Raw genomic sequence first — 19,798 nt, 5'->3', positions numbered from 1 at the left:
AAGGACTTCGATCAGTCCGGAATGGCTTCAGGCGCTTCCCGTGGTGCAGGCGCGGTCAGAGACGTGATTTTGATCAGCAAGGCCAGGTGGCCGTTGTCCAGATAGTTGAGTTGGCCGTTCTTGGTGTGGCTGTCCTGACGCAGTCGCTCACTGGCGGTAACGAGTCCATTGGCATCAATCTGATTGACCCAGAAATCGGCGGTCACGTCGGTGAAACGCCCGAGTTTCATTTCCAGCGTGCCTTCTATCGGGTATTGGCCGTACTGTTCCTGACCATCGCTGACGGCGACTTTCACCGGCGCTTCACCCAGGGTCTGCTGCCAGGCTTTGTGCATGAGCACGGTGTAATCGCCGCTGGCAGTGAGCTTGCTGACAACGTCATTAAGCGCAGGTGTGCGCTTGCTGTCGTCGCCCAGACGCTGAGCGCCGGCAGCCCAGTCTTCCGGTGCGGCACGGCTGACGATGGCCGGCACGGCGTTCTGGCGGACCAATATCATTTCGACCTGATAGGTGTCGTCGGCAAATGCCAGCGGTGCCGACACTGTGATCAAAAGCGAGGTCAGCAGCAAAGTCAGAGAGCGAAACAGGCGCATTGGGCGTCCTTCAAGCAGTTTTTGGAATGAGGCGCTCGAACAGCGCCTCCACAGTATTGAAGCGCTCTTCCGGGCGCTCCATTGGCACTTGGAACTTGAACATCGTCGCGCCTTCGAACTTGTAGCGTTTGGGCTGCGTCTGGATCAGCTTGATCAAGGTCATCGGGTCGACCGGTGTTTGCGCCTCGAACTCGATACGCCCGCCTTGCGGCCCGCCATCGACTTTCTTGATGCCGAGTTTTTCCGCCTGCAATTTCAGCGCGGTGATGCGGACCAGATTCTTGGCCGGCTCCGGCAACAGGCCGAAACGATCGATCATCTCGACCTGCAGATCCTTCAAGCCTTCCTCATCGGTAGCCGACGCAATGCGTTTGTACAGAATCAGCCGCGCGTGCACATCCGGCAAATAATCTTCCGGAATCAACGCCGGCACTCGCAGATTGACTTCGGGGCCACCGCCCAGCGGTTGATCGAGGTTCGGCTGTTCGCCCTTGCGGATCGATTTCACCGCGCGTTCGAGCATCTCCATATAGAGGGTGAAGCCCACGGCCTGAATCTGCCCGCTCTGGCCATCGCCAAGCAGTTCGCCGGCGCCACGGATTTCCAGATCGTTGGTCGCCAGCACGAAACCGGCACCGAGATCCTGGGTATTGGCGATCGCTTCCAGACGCTTTTCTGCATCCGAAGTGATTTGCTGGCGCGGCGGCGTCAGCAGATAGGCGTAAGCCTGGTGGTGACTGCGACCGACGCGGCCACGCAACTGGTGCAGCTGCGCCAGACCGAACTTGTCGGCGCGCTCGATGATGATGGTGTTGGCGCTTGGCACATCGATGCCGGTTTCGATGATGGTCGAGGCGATCAGCACGTTGAAACGCTTGTGATAAAAGTCGCTCATCACCTGCTCGAGTTCGCGCTCGCGCATCTGTCCGTGGCCGATACCGATGCGCGCTTCCGGCACCAGTTCGGCGAGATCGGCGGCGCATTTCTCGATGGTTTTCACATCGTTGTGCAAGTAGTAAACCTGGCCGCCACGCAGCAGTTCACGCAGCAGGGCCTCTTTGACCGTGCTTTTGTTCTGCTCCATGACAAAGGTGCGCACCGACAGGCGTCGCGCCGGCGGCGTGGCGATGATCGACAGGTCGCGCATGCCCGATACCGCCATGTTCAGCGTGCGCGGAATCGGTGTGGCGGTGAGGGTCAGAATGTCGACTTCGCTGCGCAGGGCCTTGAGCTGTTCTTTCTGACGCACACCAAAGCGATGTTCTTCGTCGATGATCACCAGGCCGAGGTTTTTGATTTTCACGTCATCGGACAGCAGCTTGTGGGTGCCGATGACGATGTCGATCTTGCCCTCGGCCAGATCGGCGATCGCCGCGTTGACTTCCTTGGCGGACTTGAACCGGCTCATCACTTCGACTGTCACCGGCCAGTCGGCGAAGCGGTCGCGGAAACTGTTGTAGTGCTGCTGGGCGAGGAGGGTAGTCGGCACCAGAATCGCCACCTGGCGACCGCCGTGCACGGCGATGAACGCCGCGCGCATGGCCACTTCGGTCTTGCCGAAACCGACGTCGCCGCAGACCAGGCGATCCATCGGTTTCGGCGCGAGCATGTCTTCGCGCACGGCTTCGATGGTCGATTGCTGGTCCGGGGTTTCTTCGAACGGGAAACCGGCGCTGAACGTTGCGTAATCGGCTTTCGGATCGGCGAAGGCGTAACCTTCGCGAGCGGCGCGGCGAGCGTAGATGTCGAGCAGTTCGGCGGCAACATCGCGCACTTGTTCGGCAGCCTTGCGCTTGGCTTTCTGCCAGGTCTCGGAGCCGAGGCGGTGCAGCGGCGCCAGCGAATCGTCGCTGCCGGTGTAACGCGCGATCAAATGCAGGTTGGCCACCGGCACATAAAGCTTGGCGTTCTCGGCGTATTCCAGAGTCAGGAATTCCGCGGCCTGATTGTCGATTTCCAGGATCGTCAGGCCCAGATAACGCCCGACACCGTGATCGATGTGCACCACCGGCGCGCCTTCGCGCAATTCGGTGAGATTCTTGATGACGGCGTCACTGCTGACGTCGCTACGTTTCTCGCGCCGCCGGCGTTGCATGACGCGCTGACCAAACAGCGGACTTTCCGCGACCAGGGCCAGCGCCGGTTCATCAAGCATCAGGCCTTCGTCGAGAGGCGCAATGGTGATCGCCAGACGGTCCTTGCTCGCGACGAAGTCTGGCCAGCTATCGACGGTTTTCGGTCGCAGCTTCAGGCGCTCAAGCAGCTCAAGCAGCACTTCGCGACGGCCCGCGGATTCGGCGGTGAACAGCACGCGACCAGGGAATTCTTCGAGGAAACCGGCCAGTGCCGCCAGCGGTTGCGTGGCTTTCGCTTCGATGGCGAGATCCGGCAGTGCCTGCGCCGGGAAACGCTCACGGCCAGCGCCGCTCTCGACATCTTGCTGACTGGCGACCACGCGCGGCCAGTTCTTCAGGCGCGCGAAGCAGTCTTCTACCGGCAGGAACAATTCCGCAGGTGGCAATAAAGGACGCGAGGGATCGACGCGACGTTCTTCATAACGATTGCGCACGTCGTTCCAGAAATTTTCCGCCGCCTGCTCGATACCCGGCAGTGAGAACACCTGAGTGTCTTGTGGCAGGTAATCGAACAGCGTCGAGGTTTCGTCAAAAAACAGCGGCAGGTAGTACTCGATGCCCGCCGGGGTGATCCCGCTGCTCAGGTCCTGAAAGATCGGGCAGCGACGGAAGTCGACGTCGAAGCGCTCGCGGAACCGCGCCTTGAAACGGGTAACCGCATCTTTCTGCAACGGAAATTCACGGGCCGGCAGCAGCTTGACCGAGTCGACCTTATCGATGGAACGCTGGTTTTCCGGATCGAAAGTGCGCAGGGTTTCGATTTCGTCATCGAACAGGTCGATGCGATACGGCAGCTTGCTGCCCATCGGGAACAGGTCGATCAGGGCGCCGCGCACGGTGAATTCGCCGTGTTCATATACGGTGTCGACATAGCGATAGCCACTGGCCTCGAGCCGCGCGCGCATCTGTTCGACGTCGAGCTTCTGGCCGACATCCAGCACCAGGCTGCTGCCGAGCAGGAACCGGGTCGGCGCCAGACGATGCAGCGCTGTGGTAATCGGCACCACCAGCACGCCATGTTCCAGCTCCGGCAGTCGATAAAGGCTGGCGATGCGCTGGGAAATGATGTCCTGGTGTGGCGAGAACAGATCGTAAGGCAGGGTTTCCCAGTCGGGAAAATGCAGAACGGGCAAATCCGGGGCGAAGAAACTCAGCTCCTGCTCCAGCCGTTCAGCGCTCTGGCTGTCGGCGGTCAGTAGCAGGGTGAAGCGCTTGGCAGCGCTGGCAGCCTCGGCAATCGCCAGGCTGAGGGCCGCACCGGGCAGATTGCCCCAATGCTGTTTACCTGCTTCGGCAGGGAGTTTCGGTAGACGCAGAACAGGCACGGAAGGTTGAGCTCCAGGCGTTGCGACAAAGTCGTAATTGTAGCGGCCTCCGGTGCCGCCTGTCAGTTGCAGACTACGTCTATCTTCGTGGTTTGGACGAAATGTAGTGGTAACCATAAAAACGAGTAGTTTTTTTGTGGTTATGTAGTGCTGAAACGGGGTGGTGTTACGGAGGGTTACAGACATCGTCTAACAGTCGTCGAAAAATTGACTGCGCTGGAGGCCGCGTATTTACTGGGCTGGCGCGAGGCGCAATTTTTTTGAACAGGATTTTGTTACCGATTTCGCGACAAGCGCGCATTGCTGAATGAGGCCATGGGCGGCATAATGTAGCCCCTTTTTTCTGCCCCTACATGTGGAAGGTTACCGTGACTCAGAAGCCCGACCAGTGTCTTGGTGAATGGATCGACCGTGAAGCCCTCGCAGAAGCGATGATTCCGCTTATCGGTCAGCTCTACCGCAACAACAACGTGGTGAGTTCGATCTATGGCCGCAGCCTGATCAACCAGTCTGTCATCGCGATTCTCAAAGCTCACCGCTTTGCTCGCCACCGTTCTTCGGACGACAGCGAACTCTCCGTCCACGAAACATTCCCACTGCTTAAAGCCATGAGCGAGCTCAAGCTCGGCGCGGCTTCGGTAGATCTGGGCAAGTTGGCGTTCAAATTCCGTAACGAAGGCAATGGCCGCAGCGCCGAGCAGTTTGTTCGCGAAGAAATGGCTGACGTGGTTGGTCAGCAAAATGCTTCCGCACGCAAAGGCACCGACGTCGTGCTGTATGGCTTCGGCCGTATCGGTCGTCTGCTGGCGCGCATCCTCATCGAGAAAACCGGTGGTGGCGACGGCCTGCGTCTGCGCGCCATCGTTGTGCGCAAAGGCGCCGAAAACGACCTGACCAAGCGCGCCAGTCTGCTGCGTCGCGATTCGGTACACGGTTCGTTCAACGGCACCATTACCATCGACGAAGAAAACAACACCATCACCGCCAACGGTAACCTGATCCAGGTGATCTACGCGAAGAACCCGACCGAGGTGGATTACACCCAGTACGGCATCAAAGACGCGCTGCTGGTGGACAACACCGGTGTATGGCGTGACGCCGATGGCCTGGGTCAGCATCTGGCGTGCCCGGGTATCGACCGCGTTGTTCTGACCGCGCCTGGCAAGGGCAAGCTGAAGAACATCGTTCACGGTATCAACCACAGCGAAATCACCGCTGATGACAAGATCGTCTCGGCGGCTTCCTGCACCACCAACGCCATTGTGCCGGTGCTGAAGGCGGTCAACGACAAGTTCGGCATCATCAATGGTCACGTCGAAACCGTTCACTCGTACACCAACGACCAGAACCTGATCGACAACTTCCACAAGGGTGATCGCCGTGGCCGTAGCGCCGCGCTGAACATGGTCATCACCGAGACCGGTGCTGCCACCGCTGCTGCCAAGGCCCTGCCGGAGCTCGCCGGCAAGCTGACCGGTAACGCGATTCGTGTTCCGACGCCAAACGTGTCGATGGCCATTCTCAACCTGAACCTTGAGAAAGCCGCCACCCGTGAAGAGATGAACGAGTACCTGCGCTACATGGCGCTGCACTCCGATCTGCACAAGCAAATCGACTTCGTCAATTCGCAGGAAGTGGTTTCCACCGACTTCGTTGGCTCACGCCACGCTGGTGTGGTCGACGCTGAAGCGACCATCGTGCAAGACAACCGCGTTGTTCTGTACGTCTGGTACGACAACGAGTTCGGTTACAGCTGCCAGGTGGTTCGCGTAATGGAAGACATGGCTGATGTAAATCCGCCAGCGTTCCCGCGCTAAGCCTCAGGCTTGAATGAAAACGCCCCGGCATTTTGTCGGGGCGTTTTTGTTTGGGAAGATCAAAAGATCGCAGCCTGCGGCAGCTCCTACAGGGATCGTATTCGATTTCTGTAGGAGCTGCCGAAGGCTGCGATCTTTTCTTTAATGTCGGTGAGACAGCGTTGCCAACGATGGCATTTTGTCAGGCGCCGCTGGCTACCGAAGCTTGCGCCGTACGCAACTCATGTCGATTGCCACGGAACAACACCAGTGTCGCAATCAACCCCAGCACCGCCGCACCACTGAGCCATATGCCCGGCGCTGCCTTGTTATCCAGCACATGAATCAGGTAGGTACACGCCGCCGGGGTAAACCCGCCGAACGTCGCCGTCGCCAGGCTATAGGCCAGCGAGAAGCCGGTGGTGCGCACTTCGACCGGCATGATTTCGGTTAGCGCCACCACCATCGCGCCGTTGTACGAACCGTAGAGGAACGACAGCCACAGTTCGACGATCAGCAAATGGTTGAAACTCGGATTCGCCACCAGCCACGACAGCGCCGGGTACGCGGTCAGGATCGCCAGAATCGTCGCCGCGAGCAGTAGGGGTTTGCGTCCGATCTTGTCGGAAACCGCGCCCATTACCGGCAGCCAGAAGAAATTCGACAGGCCGATACACACCGTCACCAGCAACGCATCGAAGTCCGACAAGTGCAGCTCAGCCTTACCGAAGGTCGGGGTGTACGCGGTGATCAGATAGAAGGAAACCGTAGTCATTACCACCAGCGCCATGCCGGCGATGACGACGCCAAAGTTCTGGCCGATCGAGCGGACAATTTCCCGCAGGGTAGGGCGATGTTTGCGGGCCTGGAATTCCGGCGTTTCTTCCAGCGAACGACGAATGACGAAAATGACTGGCACGATCATGCAGCCGATCAGGAACGGCACTCGCCAGCCCCATTCGCCCATTTGTTTCGGGCTCAGCCAGTGGTTGAGCGCGACCCCCAGCAGTCCGGCGAAAACTACCGCCGCTTGCTGGCTGGCGGATTGCCAACTGACAAAAAAGCCCTTGCGTCCGGGCGTGGAGATCTCCGCCAGATAAACCGATACACCGCCAAGTTCCACCCCGGCGGAAAAACCTTGCAGCAGGCGGCCGAACAAAACCAGCAACGGCGCGGCAACACCGAGGGTCGCGTAGCCAGGCACACAGGCGATCAGCACGGTGCCGGCCGCCATCATCGCCAGCGTGATGATCAGACCTTTGCGGCGTCCATGGCGGTCAATATAGGCGCCGAGGAAAATAGCGCCGAGCGGGCGCATCAGAAAACCTGCGCCAAACGTCGCCAGCGCCAGCATCAGCGAAGCGAAGGCGCTATCGGTGGGGAAGAAGGTCTTGGCAATCGCCGTGGCGTAAAAGCCGTAGACCATGAAATCGAACATTTCGAGAAAGTTGCCGCTGACAACGCGAAAGATCGCTTTGCCGCTGCCCGTGGTCGTGGACATTTTCAGATACTCTTTTGTGGATTTCACCAGCGCGTCGCATCCGTCAGGGGCGAGCGGGCCCTTTAGTCCATAATGGCCGTCGGGGTTTTACGGGGAGATGAAGAATTGTTCACTGGACGGTACGTAGGGCCCGTGGTGGTGGCTGCGATTCTGGCTGGCTGCGGTGATGGCGATTCAATGGAAACTGTCAGCGGGCCGACCATGGGCAGCACCTATTCGATCAAATACGTGCGCCGTGCCGACCTTGCCGATGCCGACCAGGTGCGTAAGCAAGTCGAAGGCATCCTCGGCGAAATCGATCAGCAGATGTCCACCTACCGCCATGATTCGGACATCGAAGGTTTCAACGCCATGCCCGCGCACAGCTGTCGGAAAATGCCGGCAGCGGTGCTTGAACTGGTGCGCGTGGGCGAACAACTGTCAGAGCAAAGTGAAGGCTCCTACGATCTTACCGTCGAGCCGCTGATGAATCTGTGGGGCTTCGGACCGCAAGGTCGCGAAGAAAAAGTCCCTGCCAGTGACGCGCTCAGCAAAGTGATGCAGCGCGTCGGCCACCAGCATTTGCGCATTGATGGCCAGCAGTTGTGCAAGGACGCCGCGGTCAAGGTCGACTTCAACAGCATCGCTGCGGGTTATGCCGTCGATGCCATCGCTGCCAGGCTCGATGCCTTGGGCATTCACGATTACCTCGCCGAGGTCACCGGTGAGCTGAAGGCAAAGGGCAGAAAACCTGACGGTTCACCTTGGCGTATCGCCTTGGAAGCGCCTCGCGACGATCAGCAGATTGCCGAACGCATCATCACTGTCGACGGCTACGGTGTATCGACGTCTGGCGACTACCGCAATTATTTTCTGCAGGACGGACGGCGTTATTCCCACACGCTCGACGCCCGCAGTGGTGCACCGGTCCTACACGACTTGGCGTCAGTCACGGTGATTCATCCTTCAGCGTTGATGGCCGATGGACTATCGACGCTGTTGCTGATTCTCGGGCCGGAAAGGGCGCGGGACTATGCCCAAAAACATGAGATTGCTGCATTCTTTGTCCTGCGTGCCGATACAGGTTTCGTCAGCCGTACCAGTCAGGCGTTCGAGCAGCTTGCTGGCGAAAAAACTGACTGAAGACAAGACGAAAGCTGGCGTTGTAGTGCAGGCAAAAGTAGCCTACGACGCGACCAAGGGTTAATGTGCGCGGCGTTGACGCTTCTATAGACTGTGTCCGGGTTCTTCAACGACCCCCAATTGTTCCTTCGCGCCGCCGTTCGGCGTGATTTAGCCGCAGGTGCTGCTGGCACCGCGGCCTGTTCTGAGGAGTACGCATGGCTGTCTACAACTACGACGTGGTGGTACTGGGTTCCGGCCCGGCGGGAGAAGGCGCGGCAATGAACGCCGCCAAAGCAGGGCGCAAGGTCGCGATGGTCGACAGCCGTCGCCAGGTCGGCGGCAACTGCACCCACCTCGGCACCATCCCGTCCAAGGCACTGCGTCACTCGGTGCGGCAGATCATGCAGTTCAACACCAATCCGATGTTCCGGGCGATCGGCGAGCCACGCTGGTTCTCCTTCCCGGACGTGTTGAAAAGTGCCGAGAAAGTCATTTCCAAGCAAGTCGCTTCGCGTACCGGCTACTACGCCCGTAACCGCGTCGACGTATTCTTCGGCACCGGCAGCTTCGCCGATGAACAAACCATCGAAGTGGTTTGCGGCAACGGCGTGGTCGAGAAACTGGTGGCCAAGCACATCATCATCGCCACTGGCTCGCGCCCGTATCGCCCGGCGGATATCGATTTTCACCATCCGCGTATCTACGATAGCGACACCATCCTCAGCCTCGGCCATACCCCGCGTAAACTGATCGTTTACGGCGCCGGCGTGATCGGTTGCGAATACGCATCGATTTTCAGCGGTCTGGGTGTGCTGGTCGAGTTGGTCGACAACCGTGGCCAGTTGCTGAGCTTCCTCGACTCGGAAATTTCCCAGGCGTTGAGTTACCACTTCAGCAACAACAACATCACCGTGCGTCACAACGAAGAATACGACCGCGTCGAAGGCGTGGACAACGGCGTGATCCTGCACCTCAAATCCGGCAAGAAGATCAAGGCCGACGCCTTGCTATGGTGCAACGGCCGTACCGGCAACACCGACACGCTGGGTCTGGAAAATATCGGGGTCAAGGTCAACAGCCGTGGCCAGATCGAAGTCGACCAGAACTACCGCACCTGCGTAGAGAACATCTACGGTGCCGGTGACGTGATCGGCTGGCCGAGCCTGGCCAGTGCCGCCCACGACCAGGGTCGTTCGGCTGCCGGCAGCATCGTGGATAACGGCAGCTGGCGCTTCGTCAACGATGTGCCGACCGGCATCTACACGATTCCGGAAATCAGCTCGATCGGCAAGAACGAGCAGGAACTGACTCAGGCCAAAGTGCCCTACGAAGTCGGCAAGGCGTTCTTCAAGAGCATGGCGCGTGCGCAGATCGCTGGCGAGCCGCAAGGCATGCTGAAGATTCTCTTCCACCGCGAAACTCTGGAAGTACTCGGCGTGCACTGCTTCGGTTATCAGGCGTCGGAGATCGTTCACATCGGTCAGGCGATCATGAGCCAGCCGGGCGAGCTGAATACCCTGAAGTACTTCGTCAACACGACGTTCAACTACCCGACCATGGCCGAAGCTTATCGGGTAGCAGCTTACGACGGCCTCAACCGGCTTTTTTGACGGGCTCCGGCCGGTGGCCTGAGCCGGCCGGGGAGACCGATTTCAGCAATTCTCAAGGGTGGCAGTGGCCAAACCGGGAAAGTCTGTAATCAGGCTGTCAACGCCGAAGTCGGCGAGTCTGCGCATCAGCGCAGGCTCGTTGACGGTCCACACCGACACATGCAGGCCCTGACGTTGCGCCTTTTGCAGACGCTCCGGCGTACACAGCGTCCAGTTCAACGCAAGAATCTCGCAGCCATAGCTGGCCGCAACCTTCAGTGGATCGAGCCAGGCGTACTCGGCTACCAGTCCGCGCGACACATCCGGCACCAGATCCAGCGCCGCCTTCAACACTTCTCGTGAACTCGAGGTGATCGTCACCTTGTCGAGCAAACCGTGCCGCTGGGCCATTTCCCGAATCGCCAGCACGGTGGTCGCCGCGCGCGTGCGGGAAGCGCTTTTGACTTCAAGCTGCCAATGCTCGAAATCACACTTTTCAAACAATTCTTCCAGCGTTGGAATCGGGCACGGCTTGATCCAGCCGGGGCCACCCTTGCGCGCATCGTAGGTGATCAGTTCGGCGGCGGTGTGCTCGACGACCTTGCCGCGCCGGTCAGTGGTGCGCTTGAGAGTCGGATCGTGAATAACCATCAGCTCGCCGTCTTTGGACAGGTGCAGATCCAGTTCGCAGCGGCGCACGCCGTGCTTGAGACATTCCTGAAAACTGCTCAGGGTGTTTTCCGGTGCTTCGCCTTTGGCGCCGCGGTGGCCATAAATGAGGGTCACGGTGCTTCCTTAAGTTAGATGCCAGATTCGTTCTGTTCGCGGGCGAGGCGCCGCTCCTGGGCCTGCTTCTGCAGGATGTAGCGGGCGAGCAACTGGCGCTGGGCGTCGGTCAGGTATTCGAACTCGGTGCCGACGTCGTAGCCTGAGCCCTTTGGATCGCAATGGGTGACCCGAGCGCGCAGCAGCAGCCCGAGCGCCTGCGGCATCAGCACCAGTTTCACCGACAGGTGCGCGCCGGTGGCGATCGGCGTCGGGTGCTGAAATTCGATGCCGCCTTCGGAGATGATCACCGGTTGCGGCTCGCCGATATGGCCGAGCACGGTCAGCGCGACCACTTGGCTGAGCAAGTCGATGCGTTTGTTCTGGGATTTGAGGAACGCAGCGATGGCGCGGTCGCGCTCGCTGATCTGCCGCAACAGATGCTGCGACTCGAATTCGCTCAGGTGTAATTCACTGAGCAGGTTGAAGAGTGGGGATGCATCCTGCAACACTTCCTGGCCTGCGGCTTCGGGAGCGGAGAGGGGCCGAATTTCCAGTGCGATCGTGTCCTCGATACGGTAGTATTCGCGGCGATCTTCTTCATCTAATGTCGACATGGCGAACCCATGGTAGCGGCGGTGGTCTGAGTGTAAAGCTGGTTATCGACCCCCGCCACAAGGACGTTCCTTTTCCCTCCGAACAAGCCCCGACATGTTCAGACCTCTCTTCGTATTTATCGGCACGCGTTATACCCGTGCAAAGCGTCGCAATCATTTTGTGTCATTCATTTCCCTGACTTCGATGATCGGGCTCGCCCTTGGCGTGGTCGTGATGATCGTCGTGCTGTCGGTGATGAATGGCTTCGATCATGAGATGCGCACCCGCGTGCTGGGCATGGTGCCCCACGCGACCATCGAATCGGGCGAGCCGATCAACGACTGGCAAAGCCTGGCCACCAAGGTCAAGCAGAACCCGCAGGTCTCGGCGGTGGCGCCGTTCACCCAGATGCAGGGCCTGCTGACCAACAATGGCCAGGTGTCCAAGGTGTTGCTCAACGCCATCGATCCGGCGCTCGAGCGTAATGTCTCGATCATCGATAACTTCATGAAGCAGGGCAAACTCGACGACCTGACCCCGGGCAGCTTCGGCATCGTCATCGGCGACAAGGCTGCAACCAAACTGGGTGTGGGCATCGGTGACAAGGTGACTTTTGTCGCACCGGAGGTCAGCGTGACCCCGGCAGGAATGTTCCCGCGCATGAAGCGCTTCACCGTGGTCGGGATTTTCCACGTCGGTGCCGGCGAGCTCGACGGTTATCTGGGCGTTACCAACCTGCAGGATCTGGCCAAGATGCATCGCTGGAAAACCGATCAGGTGCAGGGTATCCGCTTGAAGTTCGACGACCTGTTCCAGGCGCCGCGTGTGGCATGGAACATCGCCCAGCAACTCGGCGAAGACCATTACTACGCCCGCGACTGGACGCGCACCCATGGCAATCTGTATCAGGCGATCCGCATGGAAAAAGCCATGATCGGTTTGCTGTTGTTGCTGATCGTCGCCGTTGCTGCGTTCAACATCATTTCCACGCTGGTGATGGTGGTGAACGACAAGAAGGGCGACATCGCCATTCTGCGCACATTGGGCGCTACACCGGGCACGATCATGCGCACGTTCATGGTGCAAGGCACGGTGATCGGTGTGGTCGGCACGGCGATTGGCGCGGTCGTCGGCATTTTTGCGGCGCTGAATGTCAGCGCGGCGATCTCGGCACTGGAAGGGCTGATCGGCCACAAATTCCTCAATGCCGACGTGTATTTCATTGATTATCTGCCGTCGCAGGTACAGAGCCAGGACGTCGTCATGGTCTGCGCCGCTGCGTTGGTCCTGAGTTTCCTCGCCACCCTGTATCCAGCCTGGCGTGCCGCGCGCACCCAGCCGGCGGAGGCGCTACGTTATGAGTGAGTCGGGCATGAGTGAACAAGCAATCCTGAGCTGCCGCAACCTGGGCAAATCCTATGAGGAAGGCCCGGAATCGGTACAAGTGCTGGCCGGCCTGCAACTGGAGTTGCACCCGGGCGAGCGTGTGGCGATCGTCGGCACCTCGGGTTCGGGCAAAAGTACCTTGCTCAACCTGCTCGGTGGGCTGGATACGCCGACCCAGGGCAGTGTCTGGCTCGACGGTGAAGAGCTGTCGGCGCTGAGCGAAAAGAAGCGTGGTCTGCTGCGTAACCGTTCCCTCGGTTTCGTCTACCAGTTCCATCACTTGCTGCCGGAATTCACCGCGCTGGAAAACGTCTGCATGCCGCTGCTGATCGGCAAGACGCCGATTCCAGAAGCGCGTCAGCGTGCCACGGCCTTGCTGGAGCGCGTCGGCCTTGGCCATCGTCTCGAACACAAACCAGCCGAATTGTCCGGTGGTGAGCGTCAACGCGTGGCGATCGCCCGTGCGCTGGTGAACAAACCGGGCCTGGTGATGCTCGACGAGCCGACCGGCAACCTCGACTCCCATACTGCTCAAGGCATTCAGGATTTGATGCTCGAACTCAGCACCTCGATGCGCACGGCGTTCCTGGTGGTAACTCACGACATGAACCTGGCTCGCCAGATGGACCGCGTCCTGCATCTGCAGGAAGGTTGCCTTACCCCCATCTGATTGGCTGCAACCCGACGTCTGCAAAGGCGTCGGGTCTTTTATTTTTATACGGTGCCCCAGCGAATGTTCAGACCGTTATCGATCTTTATCGGCACGCGCTATACCCGCGCCAAGCGCCGCAATCGCTTTGTTTCGTTCATTTCGATGACCTCGATGATCGGCCTCGCCCTTGGCGTGCTGGCGATGATCGTGGTGCTGTCGGTGATGAACGGCTTCCAACGCGAGATGAGCTCGCGCATTCTCGGCATGGTGCCGCACGCGACCATCGTTGGCGTCAAGCCGATTGACGACTGGCAGCCGGTCGCTGCCGCAGCGATGAAAAATCCCGAAGTGACCGCCGCGGTGCCGTTCACTGAAATGGAGGGCATGCTGTCGTACAAAGGTTCGATGCAGCCGATCCAGATCAGCGGCGTCGATCCGGCGCAGGAAGGCAAGGTGTCGATCGTGGCCCAGCATATCGTGCAGGGACGTCTCGATGCCTTGAAACCGGGGGAGTTTGGCGTGGTGATCGGTGAAATCACCGCGCGCCGTTTCCGCCTGAATGTCGGCGACAAGATCACCCTGATCGTGCCTGAAGTCAGCACCGCACCGGGCGGCATCACTCCGCGCATGCAGCGATTGAATGTGGTCGGCGTGTTCAAGGTCGGTGCCGAACTCGACGGTTCGATGGGCCTGATCCATGTTGCCGATGCGGCAACCATGCAGCGCTGGCAACCGAATCAGGTGCAGAGCGTGCGGCTGGCGGTCAAGGATCTATACGCCGCACCGAAAGTCTCCACGGACATCGCCACCGGCCTTGGTGCCGAATTCAAGGCTGACGACTGGACTCACACGCAAGGCAGTCTGTTCAGTGCAATGAAAATGGAAAAGACCATGATCGGCCTGCTGTTGCTGATGATCGTCGCGGTGGCGGCGTTCAACATCATCGCGACCCTGATCATGGTGGTGAACGACAAAGGCGCGGACATCGCGATTCTGCGCACCATCGGCGCCACACCTCGGCAGATCATGGCGATCTTCATGGTGCAGGGCACGGTCATCGGTATTGTCGGTACCGTCATTGGCGGCGTGCTGGGCGTGATTGCGGCGCTGAATGTCAGCCAGATCGTGGGCTGGATTGAGCGAGTCAGCGGCCAGCACATTTTCAGTTCCGACGTGTATTTCGTCAGCAATCTGCCGTCGGAATTGCAGGGTGGGGATGTGCTGTTGATCTGCTCGGCGGGCTTTATCCTGAGCTTCCTGGCGACGGTGTACCCGGCGTGGCGGGCGGCGAAGATCGAACCGGCTCACGCACTGAAATATTCGTAATCCAATTGACCGCAATCGCTAGCAGGGCCAGCTCCCACATTGGATCGTGTCGTGCGCATGAACTGTGTGGGAGCTAGCACTGCTAGCGATGAGGCCGGGCCTGCTGGCTTCAATCCTCTCTGGGCAACACAATCACAAACCGCGTCCATCCCGCCTCCGATTCGCAATGAATCCGCCCGCCGTGGGCGCGGATGATCGACTGGGTAATTGCCAACCCCAACCCCGCGTGTTCATTGCTACCTTCCTGCCGCGCCGGGTCGGCCCGATAGAACCGATCGAACAGGCGTGGCAGTAGCTGCGCTGAGATTCCTTCACCACTGTTCTCGACGCACATGCGTACGGCCTGCGGCTGATCGACAATGCTCAAGCGAACGTAACCTTCGGCCGGCGTGAACCGCAGCGCGTTATCCAGCAGATTCGACAGCGCCCGGCGCAACATCCCGCGATCACCTTCGATTTGTGCGTTGCCTTCGCGGCTCAGTCTGACCCCGGCGTCCTCTGCCAACGGCGCAAAAAATTCCAGCAATACGTCGGTCTCGTCCGCCAGTTTCAGCGGTTCGCGTTTGGGCATCAGCAATCCGTGATCGGCCTTCGCGAGATACAACATATCGTTGACCAATTGCGCCATCCATTGCAGTTCTTCGAGGTTGCTGTGCAGCGCCTCGCGGTAATCCTCGATCGGGCGCGGGCGGGTGAGGGTGACTTGGGTGTGGGTGAGCAAATTCGACAGCGGTGTGCGCAGCTCATGGGCGATGTCAGCGGAAAACGCCGAAAGCCGCTGAAACGAGTCGTCGAGGCGGGCGAGCATGGCGTTGAAGCTGTGGGCCAATTCCTCAAGCTCCGCAGGCATTTGTGCTTCAGGCAAGCGAGCATTGAGCGACTGGGCGGAAATCCCACGAGCCACCGCGCTCATGCGCCGCAACGGGCGTAAGCCGCTGCGCGCCGCCCACGCACCGAGCAGGGCAGTAGCCAGCGCCGAAAGCCCAACGGTGAGCCAGATCAAATGCTGCATGCGCTGGAGGAAATGCTGGTGGTGAGTAATGTCGAGCAGCAGGGTCAGTTGTGCCGAATCGGGTTGATTCGGGTCGAGCGGCGCGTTGAGCACGCGATAGTCGGTACCGCCGCTGCTGATCGTAGACAGGCCGGGTTGTTGCGGTAAATCCAAGGGGATCTGCGTCGAACTGTCGTGCCCGCGCTGGCCGTCACTGCCAGTGATGCGCAAAGACAAGTCGCCCTGACGGCCCAGCTCATCCGTCAGCCGCGCCTCGCGCTGAGCAGGTTGAACATCCTGCAACACGCGGCGCAGGCCCATCAATCTGCCATCCAGTTGCTGCTGGTCAAGTTCGATGAAATGCGCCTCGCTGGCGCGATCGAACAGCACCCCGGCAAACAGTGAAACCACGGCGGTGCATGCGGCAAACAACAAGGCCAGGCGCGAACTCAGGGACAAGCGGCACATCAGGCGCCACGCTCTTCAAGCACGTAGCCCATGCCGCGCACGGTGTGGATCAGTTTATTGGGGAACTCGTCGTCGATCTTCAGGCGCAAACGGCGGATCGCCACTTCGATGACATTGGTGTCGCTGTCGAAATTCATATCCCAGACTTGCGAAGCGATCAGCGACTTCGGCAGCACCTCGCCCTGGCGGCGCAGGAGCATTTCCAGCAAGGCGAATTCCTTGGCCGTGAGGTCGATGCGCTGGCCGCTGCGTTCGACCCGGCGGCGAATCAGATCCAGACGCAGATCGGCCAGTTGCAGGCTGGTTTCCTGCGCCACCGCGCTGCCACGACGCAACAGGCTGCGCACCCGCGCCAGCAGTTCGGAGAAAGCGAAGGGCTTGACCAGATAATCATCCGCACCCAGTTCAAGGCCGTGAACTCTGTCCTCCACCGCGTCTCTGGCTGTAAGAAAAAGCACTGGAGTCTCCAGCCCTGCGCTTCGCACCGCTTGCAGAATTTGCCAGCCGCTGCGCCCCGGCAGCATTACATCGAGAATCAGCAGCGCGTAGTCGCCACTCAGCGCCAATTGCTGGCCGCTGTTGCCGTCAGCCACCAGCTCTGTATTGAACCCGGCCTCAGTCAGCCCCTGACGCAGGTATTGGCCGGTTTTTGCTTGGTCTTCGACGATCAACAGTTTCATGGGCGACTCGGGTGGATGCTGAATATAGGAACGAGGGCGTTATACCGTGGGATCGGGCGACAAACGCCAACCTGACAAAGTTGTAATCTGCCGGTCAGCTAGATGCCAGCGCAGGCCGGCTAGAGTTTTGTGCAGGCTCAATCTTAACTTGTTGGAGTACGACCATGTTTTTGCGTAAATCCCTGGCGCTGGCCGCGTGCCTTTCGGTAATGAGTTGGCCAGTCTGGGCCGAGCCCGCGCACACCTTCGCCTTCGGTCAGCCCGCGCCTGCCGCCCAGGCCACGCGCAGCGTCGAAGTGGTGATGAGCGACATGGCGTTCGAACCGAAGACAATCCAGATCAAGGCCGGTGAGACCGTTCGCTTTGTGCTGGTGAATAAAGGCCAGTTGCTGCACGAATTCAACCTCGGTGACGCCGCGATGCATGCCAAACACCAGCAGGAAATGTTGCAGATGCAGCAAAGCGGCATGCTCACGCCCACAGGCATGAAAGAAATGTCCCACGGTATGGCCGGCATGGATCACGCAGCGATGGGCCATGGTATGAAACATGATGACCCGAACAGCGTACTGGTCGAGCCGGGCAAGTCGGCCGAGCTGACCTGGACGTTCAACACGGCGACGAATCTGGAATTCGCCTGCAACATTCCCGGGCATTACCAGGCGGGCATGGTCGGCAAATTGACTGTCAGTCAGTAAGCACTCAAAGGTGCGGGCAAAGGCTGATAGAATCCGCTGATTCTTCAGTCAGGTTTCCGCCATGCATCCCGCAGCCGAACATTCGCCGCTGGGCAAATCCAGCGAATACATCGCCACCTACACGCCGTCCTTGCTGTTCCCGATTCCGCGCACCGCGAAATGGGCCGAGCTGGGTCTGACCGCCGAAACCCTGCCGTACAAAGGCGTGGATTTCTGGAACTGCTTCGAGCTGTCGTGGCTGCTGCCATCGGGCAAACCGGTGGTGGCGATCGCTGAATTCACTATCCCGGCGGATTCGCCGAATATCATCGAATCCAAGTCGTTCAAGCTGTATCTGAACTCGTTGAACCAGACGCCGTACGCCGACGTCGCCACGCTGGAAGCGACGCTGGTCAAGGACCTGTCTGCCGCCGCTGGCAAACCGGTGGGCGTGCGCGTCCGCAGTCTGAAGGACGTCGAGGCTGAAGGCGTCGTGGCGCTGCCGGGCGTGTGCATCGATGATCTGGATATCAGCGTCAGCAACTACGAGCAGCCGCGTCCGGAGCTGCTGCGCTGCGACGAATCGCGCATTGTTGAAGAGAGCGTGCACAGCCATCTGCTCAAATCCAATTGCCCGGTGACCAGCCAGCCGGACTGGGGCAGTGTGGTGGTGGAATATCGCGGCGCGGCGCTGGATCACGCCAGCCTGCTGGAATACATCGTCAGCTTCCGCCAGCACTCGGACTTCCACGAGCAGTGCGTGGAGCGGATTTTTCTCGATCTGCAACGCTTGCTGAAGCCGGAGAAGTTGACGGTATTTGCCCGTTACGTACGCCGTGGCGGGCTGGATATCAATCCGTATCGCAGCACCGAAAACGTACAGCTGCCGAACCATCGTCTGGTTCGTCAGTAAGATCAAAAGATCGCAGCCTTCGGCAGCTCCTACAATTAACCCCATGTAGGAGCTGCCGAAGGCTGCGATCTTTCAATTAGTGGAAATGAAAAAGCCCTGCCAGTGATGGCAAGGCTTTTTTTGTGCGGCAGGGTTCAGATTCCCATGCTGCCCAAGGTGTTCATGATATTGCGCAGGGTGCCGGCGATCGTTGGGTGTTCGACTTCAAAGCGTTCCACGGCAAGGTTCACCCCATCCACCAGGTTATTGTCCTGTAGCTGATTTTCCAATTGAATCTCTGCTTCGATCTGCGCCATCAACTGGTGCAGGTTCTCGCGTTCAGACTCAGACAGCGGCGGGTTCTGCTCCAGTTGATCACGCAAGGTGTTGAGCTGATCCTGCAGTTCTCGTCGGGCGGGCATGGTGGTTTCCTTTTATCAATAGGCACTGGCATTGACCGCAGCCGCGCGCCAAAGGTCTGTGGCTGACCTTTAGATTAATCCACTCTTGGGAAAGCTGCATGACGCCGGTCAGGGCTTTTCGCCTTTGAGGCGGCGCAAATTGATGTCGGCCAGACAAGCGTCGAGTTCGCCAAGATGGTCAATCACCGAATGCACGCCCAGCCCGAACAACTGCACGGTTGCCCTGCCACGCAACTGTTCGCGCTCCGTTTGCGCAAGCGCCTGCCATTCGCTTGGACTGAGCCCGCAAAGCGAGCCGCAGGACGCCAGACCAATCGTCCATAGGCCGGCATTCAGGCCTGCCTGTAACAGGCGCGGTTCACCGCTGACCAGCACACAACCGTCGAGACTGGCCACTTCCAGATCCATCAGCGCTTGCCAGCAGGCATGCGGTGCCGGCCACGGATTGATTGTTGCGGGATGTTGCGCAGGCTTGATCCAGTCCGGCAGTGAAGCGGTCAGTGATTGCGTGAGGGCAGGGGGCAGCTCGTCGAGCCAGGCGCAAGGAATCTGCTGACGCCGCAGGCTCTTCAGGCTGTCGAGCGCGCCGGGCGTGGTCTCGGCGCTGTTCGGCACAACGTCGCGGCAATGGTGGGCGCGCGCGCCGAAATCCACCAGGCAACCGCTCAGGCCGAACAGCACGGCAGTCAGGCTGGGCGCGGCGACGGGCAAGGTTTCGGCGTGTGTCATGGCAACGTCCCTGAAATAACGCTCAGGCTAGAGCGTGCCGGTGACATTTGCATGACACGTCCATGAATGCCGGCGTAGGAAACTTCCTGTAGATCGTTGCAGCGCCAGACTGCCCAAATCGTACTTTACGCTTATACTAGCGGCCTTAATGCCCGGGTCGAGAGGCCTGC

17 protein-coding genes are annotated in these 19,798 nt (G+C 59.6%); 8 read left to right on the top strand and 9 right to left on the bottom strand.

Annotated features, from left to right (window positions below):
• Positions 1–11: 11 nt before the first annotated feature.
• Together EL257_RS18240 and mfd are read right to left on the bottom strand one after the other, a co-directional pair.
• Positions 12–593, bottom strand: a complete 582-nt coding sequence (locus EL257_RS18240; RefSeq protein WP_126364974.1) for a CsiV family protein — start codon at positions 591–593, stop codon at positions 12–14.
• A gap of 10 nt (positions 594–603) precedes the next feature.
• A complete protein-coding gene (gene mfd / locus EL257_RS18235; protein WP_126364972.1) occupies positions 604–4,053 on the bottom strand; it encodes a transcription-repair coupling factor in 3,450 nt (1,149 codons plus the stop codon).
• A 353-nt stretch (positions 4,054–4,406) separates the two neighbouring features.
• Between mfd and EL257_RS18230 the strand changes: the two genes are divergently transcribed.
• Positions 4,407–5,870 (top strand): glyceraldehyde-3-phosphate dehydrogenase, encoded by a 1,464-nt coding sequence (locus EL257_RS18230; protein WP_126364971.1) that lies wholly within the window; start codon positions 4,407–4,409, stop codon positions 5,868–5,870.
• A gap of 181 nt (positions 5,871–6,051) precedes the next feature.
• On the opposite strand, the gene EL257_RS18225 is transcribed toward EL257_RS18230, so the two are convergent.
• Complete coding sequence (locus EL257_RS18225; RefSeq protein ID WP_126364970.1) at positions 6,052–7,350, bottom strand: MFS transporter; 1,299 nt, start codon at positions 7,348–7,350, stop codon at positions 6,052–6,054.
• Positions 7,351–7,422: 72 nt separating this feature from the next.
• Here EL257_RS18225 and EL257_RS18220 point away from each other — a divergent pair, with 72 nt between their 5' ends.
• Entirely contained in the window at positions 7,423–8,472 is a 1,050-nt protein-coding gene (locus EL257_RS18220; RefSeq protein WP_172604502.1) for an FAD:protein FMN transferase, read from the top strand.
• A 197-nt stretch (positions 8,473–8,669) separates the two neighbouring features.
• Positions 8,670–10,064: a Si-specific NAD(P)(+) transhydrogenase gene (gene sthA, locus EL257_RS18215; protein WP_122607477.1), complete on the top strand. Its 1,395-nt coding sequence runs from the start codon at positions 8,670–8,672 to the stop codon at positions 10,062–10,064.
• A gap of 42 nt (positions 10,065–10,106) precedes the next feature.
• On the opposite strand, the gene EL257_RS18210 is transcribed toward sthA, so the two are convergent.
• Together EL257_RS18210 and EL257_RS18205 are read right to left on the bottom strand one after the other, a co-directional pair.
• Positions 10,107–10,829 carry a glycerophosphodiester phosphodiesterase gene (locus EL257_RS18210; protein WP_126364968.1) on the bottom strand — a complete coding sequence of 241 codons (723 nt, stop codon included), beginning with the start codon at positions 10,827–10,829 and terminating at the stop codon, positions 10,107–10,109.
• A gap of 14 nt (positions 10,830–10,843) precedes the next feature.
• Positions 10,844–11,425, bottom strand: a complete 582-nt coding sequence (locus EL257_RS18205) for a PilZ domain-containing protein (RefSeq protein ID WP_126364966.1) — start codon at positions 11,423–11,425, stop codon at positions 10,844–10,846.
• 94 nt (positions 11,426–11,519) lie between these two features.
• Here EL257_RS18205 and EL257_RS18200 point away from each other — a divergent pair, with 94 nt between their 5' ends.
• From EL257_RS18200 to EL257_RS18190, 3 genes are all read left to right on the top strand, one after another.
• Complete coding sequence (locus EL257_RS18200; RefSeq protein WP_126364964.1) at positions 11,520–12,770, top strand: lipoprotein-releasing ABC transporter permease subunit; 1,251 nt, start codon at positions 11,520–11,522, stop codon at positions 12,768–12,770.
• Complete coding sequence (lolD, locus tag EL257_RS18195; RefSeq protein WP_126364962.1) at positions 12,763–13,461, top strand: lipoprotein-releasing ABC transporter ATP-binding protein LolD; 699 nt, start codon at positions 12,763–12,765, stop codon at positions 13,459–13,461. The genes EL257_RS18200 and lolD overlap by 8 nt, the downstream gene beginning before the upstream one ends.
• Positions 13,462–13,524: 63 nt before the next feature.
• The gene (locus EL257_RS18190; protein WP_126364960.1) at positions 13,525–14,769 is read left to right on the top strand and encodes a lipoprotein-releasing ABC transporter permease subunit; all 1,245 of its coding nucleotides are present in this window, start codon (positions 13,525–13,527) and stop codon (positions 14,767–14,769) included.
• 109 nt (positions 14,770–14,878) lie between these two features.
• Here EL257_RS18190 and EL257_RS18185 read toward each other — a convergent pair whose 3' ends face one another.
• Together EL257_RS18185 and EL257_RS18180 are read right to left on the bottom strand one after the other, a co-directional pair.
• Positions 14,879–16,228, bottom strand: coding sequence for a heavy metal sensor histidine kinase (locus EL257_RS18185; protein ID WP_126364958.1), 1,350 nt, complete (start codon positions 16,226–16,228; stop codon positions 14,879–14,881).
• The gene (locus tag EL257_RS18180; RefSeq protein WP_126364956.1) at positions 16,228–16,908 is read right to left on the bottom strand and encodes a heavy metal response regulator transcription factor; all 681 of its coding nucleotides are present in this window, start codon (positions 16,906–16,908) and stop codon (positions 16,228–16,230) included. Before EL257_RS18180 ends, EL257_RS18185 begins: the two co-directional genes overlap by 1 nt.
• 209 nt (positions 16,909–17,117) lie before the next feature.
• Here EL257_RS18180 and EL257_RS18175 point away from each other — a divergent pair, with 209 nt between their 5' ends.
• Both EL257_RS18175 and queF read left to right on the top strand, forming a co-directional pair.
• On the top strand, positions 17,118–17,606 hold the full coding sequence (locus EL257_RS18175; protein ID WP_232013117.1) for a cupredoxin domain-containing protein: 489 nt from the start codon (positions 17,118–17,120) through the stop codon (positions 17,604–17,606).
• Between the two features lie 61 nt (positions 17,607–17,667).
• Complete coding sequence (gene queF, locus EL257_RS18170) at positions 17,668–18,498, top strand: NADPH-dependent 7-cyano-7-deazaguanine reductase QueF (protein ID WP_126364952.1); 831 nt, start codon at positions 17,668–17,670, stop codon at positions 18,496–18,498.
• A 134-nt stretch (positions 18,499–18,632) separates the two neighbouring features.
• Here queF and EL257_RS18165 read toward each other — a convergent pair whose 3' ends face one another.
• Complete coding sequence (locus tag EL257_RS18165) at positions 18,633–18,899, bottom strand: DUF4404 family protein (RefSeq protein ID WP_076563651.1); 267 nt, start codon at positions 18,897–18,899, stop codon at positions 18,633–18,635.
• 108 nt (positions 18,900–19,007) lie between these two features.
• A complete protein-coding gene (locus tag EL257_RS18160) occupies positions 19,008–19,628 on the bottom strand; it encodes an HAD family phosphatase (protein WP_126364950.1) in 621 nt (206 codons plus the stop codon).
• Between the last annotated feature and the right edge of the window lie 170 nt (positions 19,629–19,798).

Origin of the sequence: Pseudomonas fluorescens (genome assembly GCF_900636825.1) — a bacterium.
GTDB classification, from domain to species: Bacteria; Pseudomonadota; Gammaproteobacteria; order Pseudomonadales; family Pseudomonadaceae; genus Aquipseudomonas; species Aquipseudomonas fluorescens_BG.
This window is presented reverse-complemented; position numbering and strand designations above follow the sequence as displayed.

What these genes read in the sequence shown, in the direction of transcription:
- EL257_RS18205 (WP_126364966.1), bottom strand. Translation starts at nt 11,425, where the DNA reads ATGTCGACATTAGATGAAGAAGATCGCCGCGAATACTACCGTATCGAG.
- EL257_RS18225 (WP_126364970.1), bottom strand. Translation starts at nt 7,350, where the DNA reads ATGTCCACGACCACGGGCAGCGGCAAAGCGATCTTTCGCGTTGTCAGC.
- sthA (WP_122607477.1), top strand. Translation starts at nt 8,670, where the DNA reads ATGGCTGTCTACAACTACGACGTGGTGGTACTGGGTTCCGGCCCGGCG.
- EL257_RS18180 (WP_126364956.1), bottom strand. Translation starts at nt 16,908, where the DNA reads ATGAAACTGTTGATCGTCGAAGACCAAGCAAAAACCGGCCAATACCTG.
- lolD (WP_126364962.1), top strand. Translation starts at nt 12,763, where the DNA reads ATGAGTGAGTCGGGCATGAGTGAACAAGCAATCCTGAGCTGCCGCAAC.
- EL257_RS18190 (WP_126364960.1), top strand. Translation starts at nt 13,525, where the DNA reads ATGTTCAGACCGTTATCGATCTTTATCGGCACGCGCTATACCCGCGCC.
- EL257_RS18220 (WP_172604502.1), top strand. Translation starts at nt 7,423, where the DNA reads ATGGCCGTCGGGGTTTTACGGGGAGATGAAGAATTGTTCACTGGACGG.
- EL257_RS18160 (WP_126364950.1), bottom strand. Translation starts at nt 19,628, where the DNA reads ATGACACACGCCGAAACCTTGCCCGTCGCCGCGCCCAGCCTGACTGCC.
- EL257_RS18165 (WP_076563651.1), bottom strand. Translation starts at nt 18,899, where the DNA reads ATGCCCGCCCGACGAGAACTGCAGGATCAGCTCAACACCTTGCGTGAT.
- queF (WP_126364952.1), top strand. Translation starts at nt 17,668, where the DNA reads ATGCATCCCGCAGCCGAACATTCGCCGCTGGGCAAATCCAGCGAATAC.
- EL257_RS18230 (WP_126364971.1), top strand. Translation starts at nt 4,407, where the DNA reads ATGTGGAAGGTTACCGTGACTCAGAAGCCCGACCAGTGTCTTGGTGAA.
- EL257_RS18200 (WP_126364964.1), top strand. Translation starts at nt 11,520, where the DNA reads ATGTTCAGACCTCTCTTCGTATTTATCGGCACGCGTTATACCCGTGCA.
- EL257_RS18185 (WP_126364958.1), bottom strand. Translation starts at nt 16,228, where the DNA reads ATGTGCCGCTTGTCCCTGAGTTCGCGCCTGGCCTTGTTGTTTGCCGCA.
- EL257_RS18240 (WP_126364974.1), bottom strand. Translation starts at nt 593, where the DNA reads ATGCGCCTGTTTCGCTCTCTGACTTTGCTGCTGACCTCGCTTTTGATC.
- EL257_RS18175 (WP_232013117.1), top strand. Translation starts at nt 17,118, where the DNA reads ATGAGTTGGCCAGTCTGGGCCGAGCCCGCGCACACCTTCGCCTTCGGT.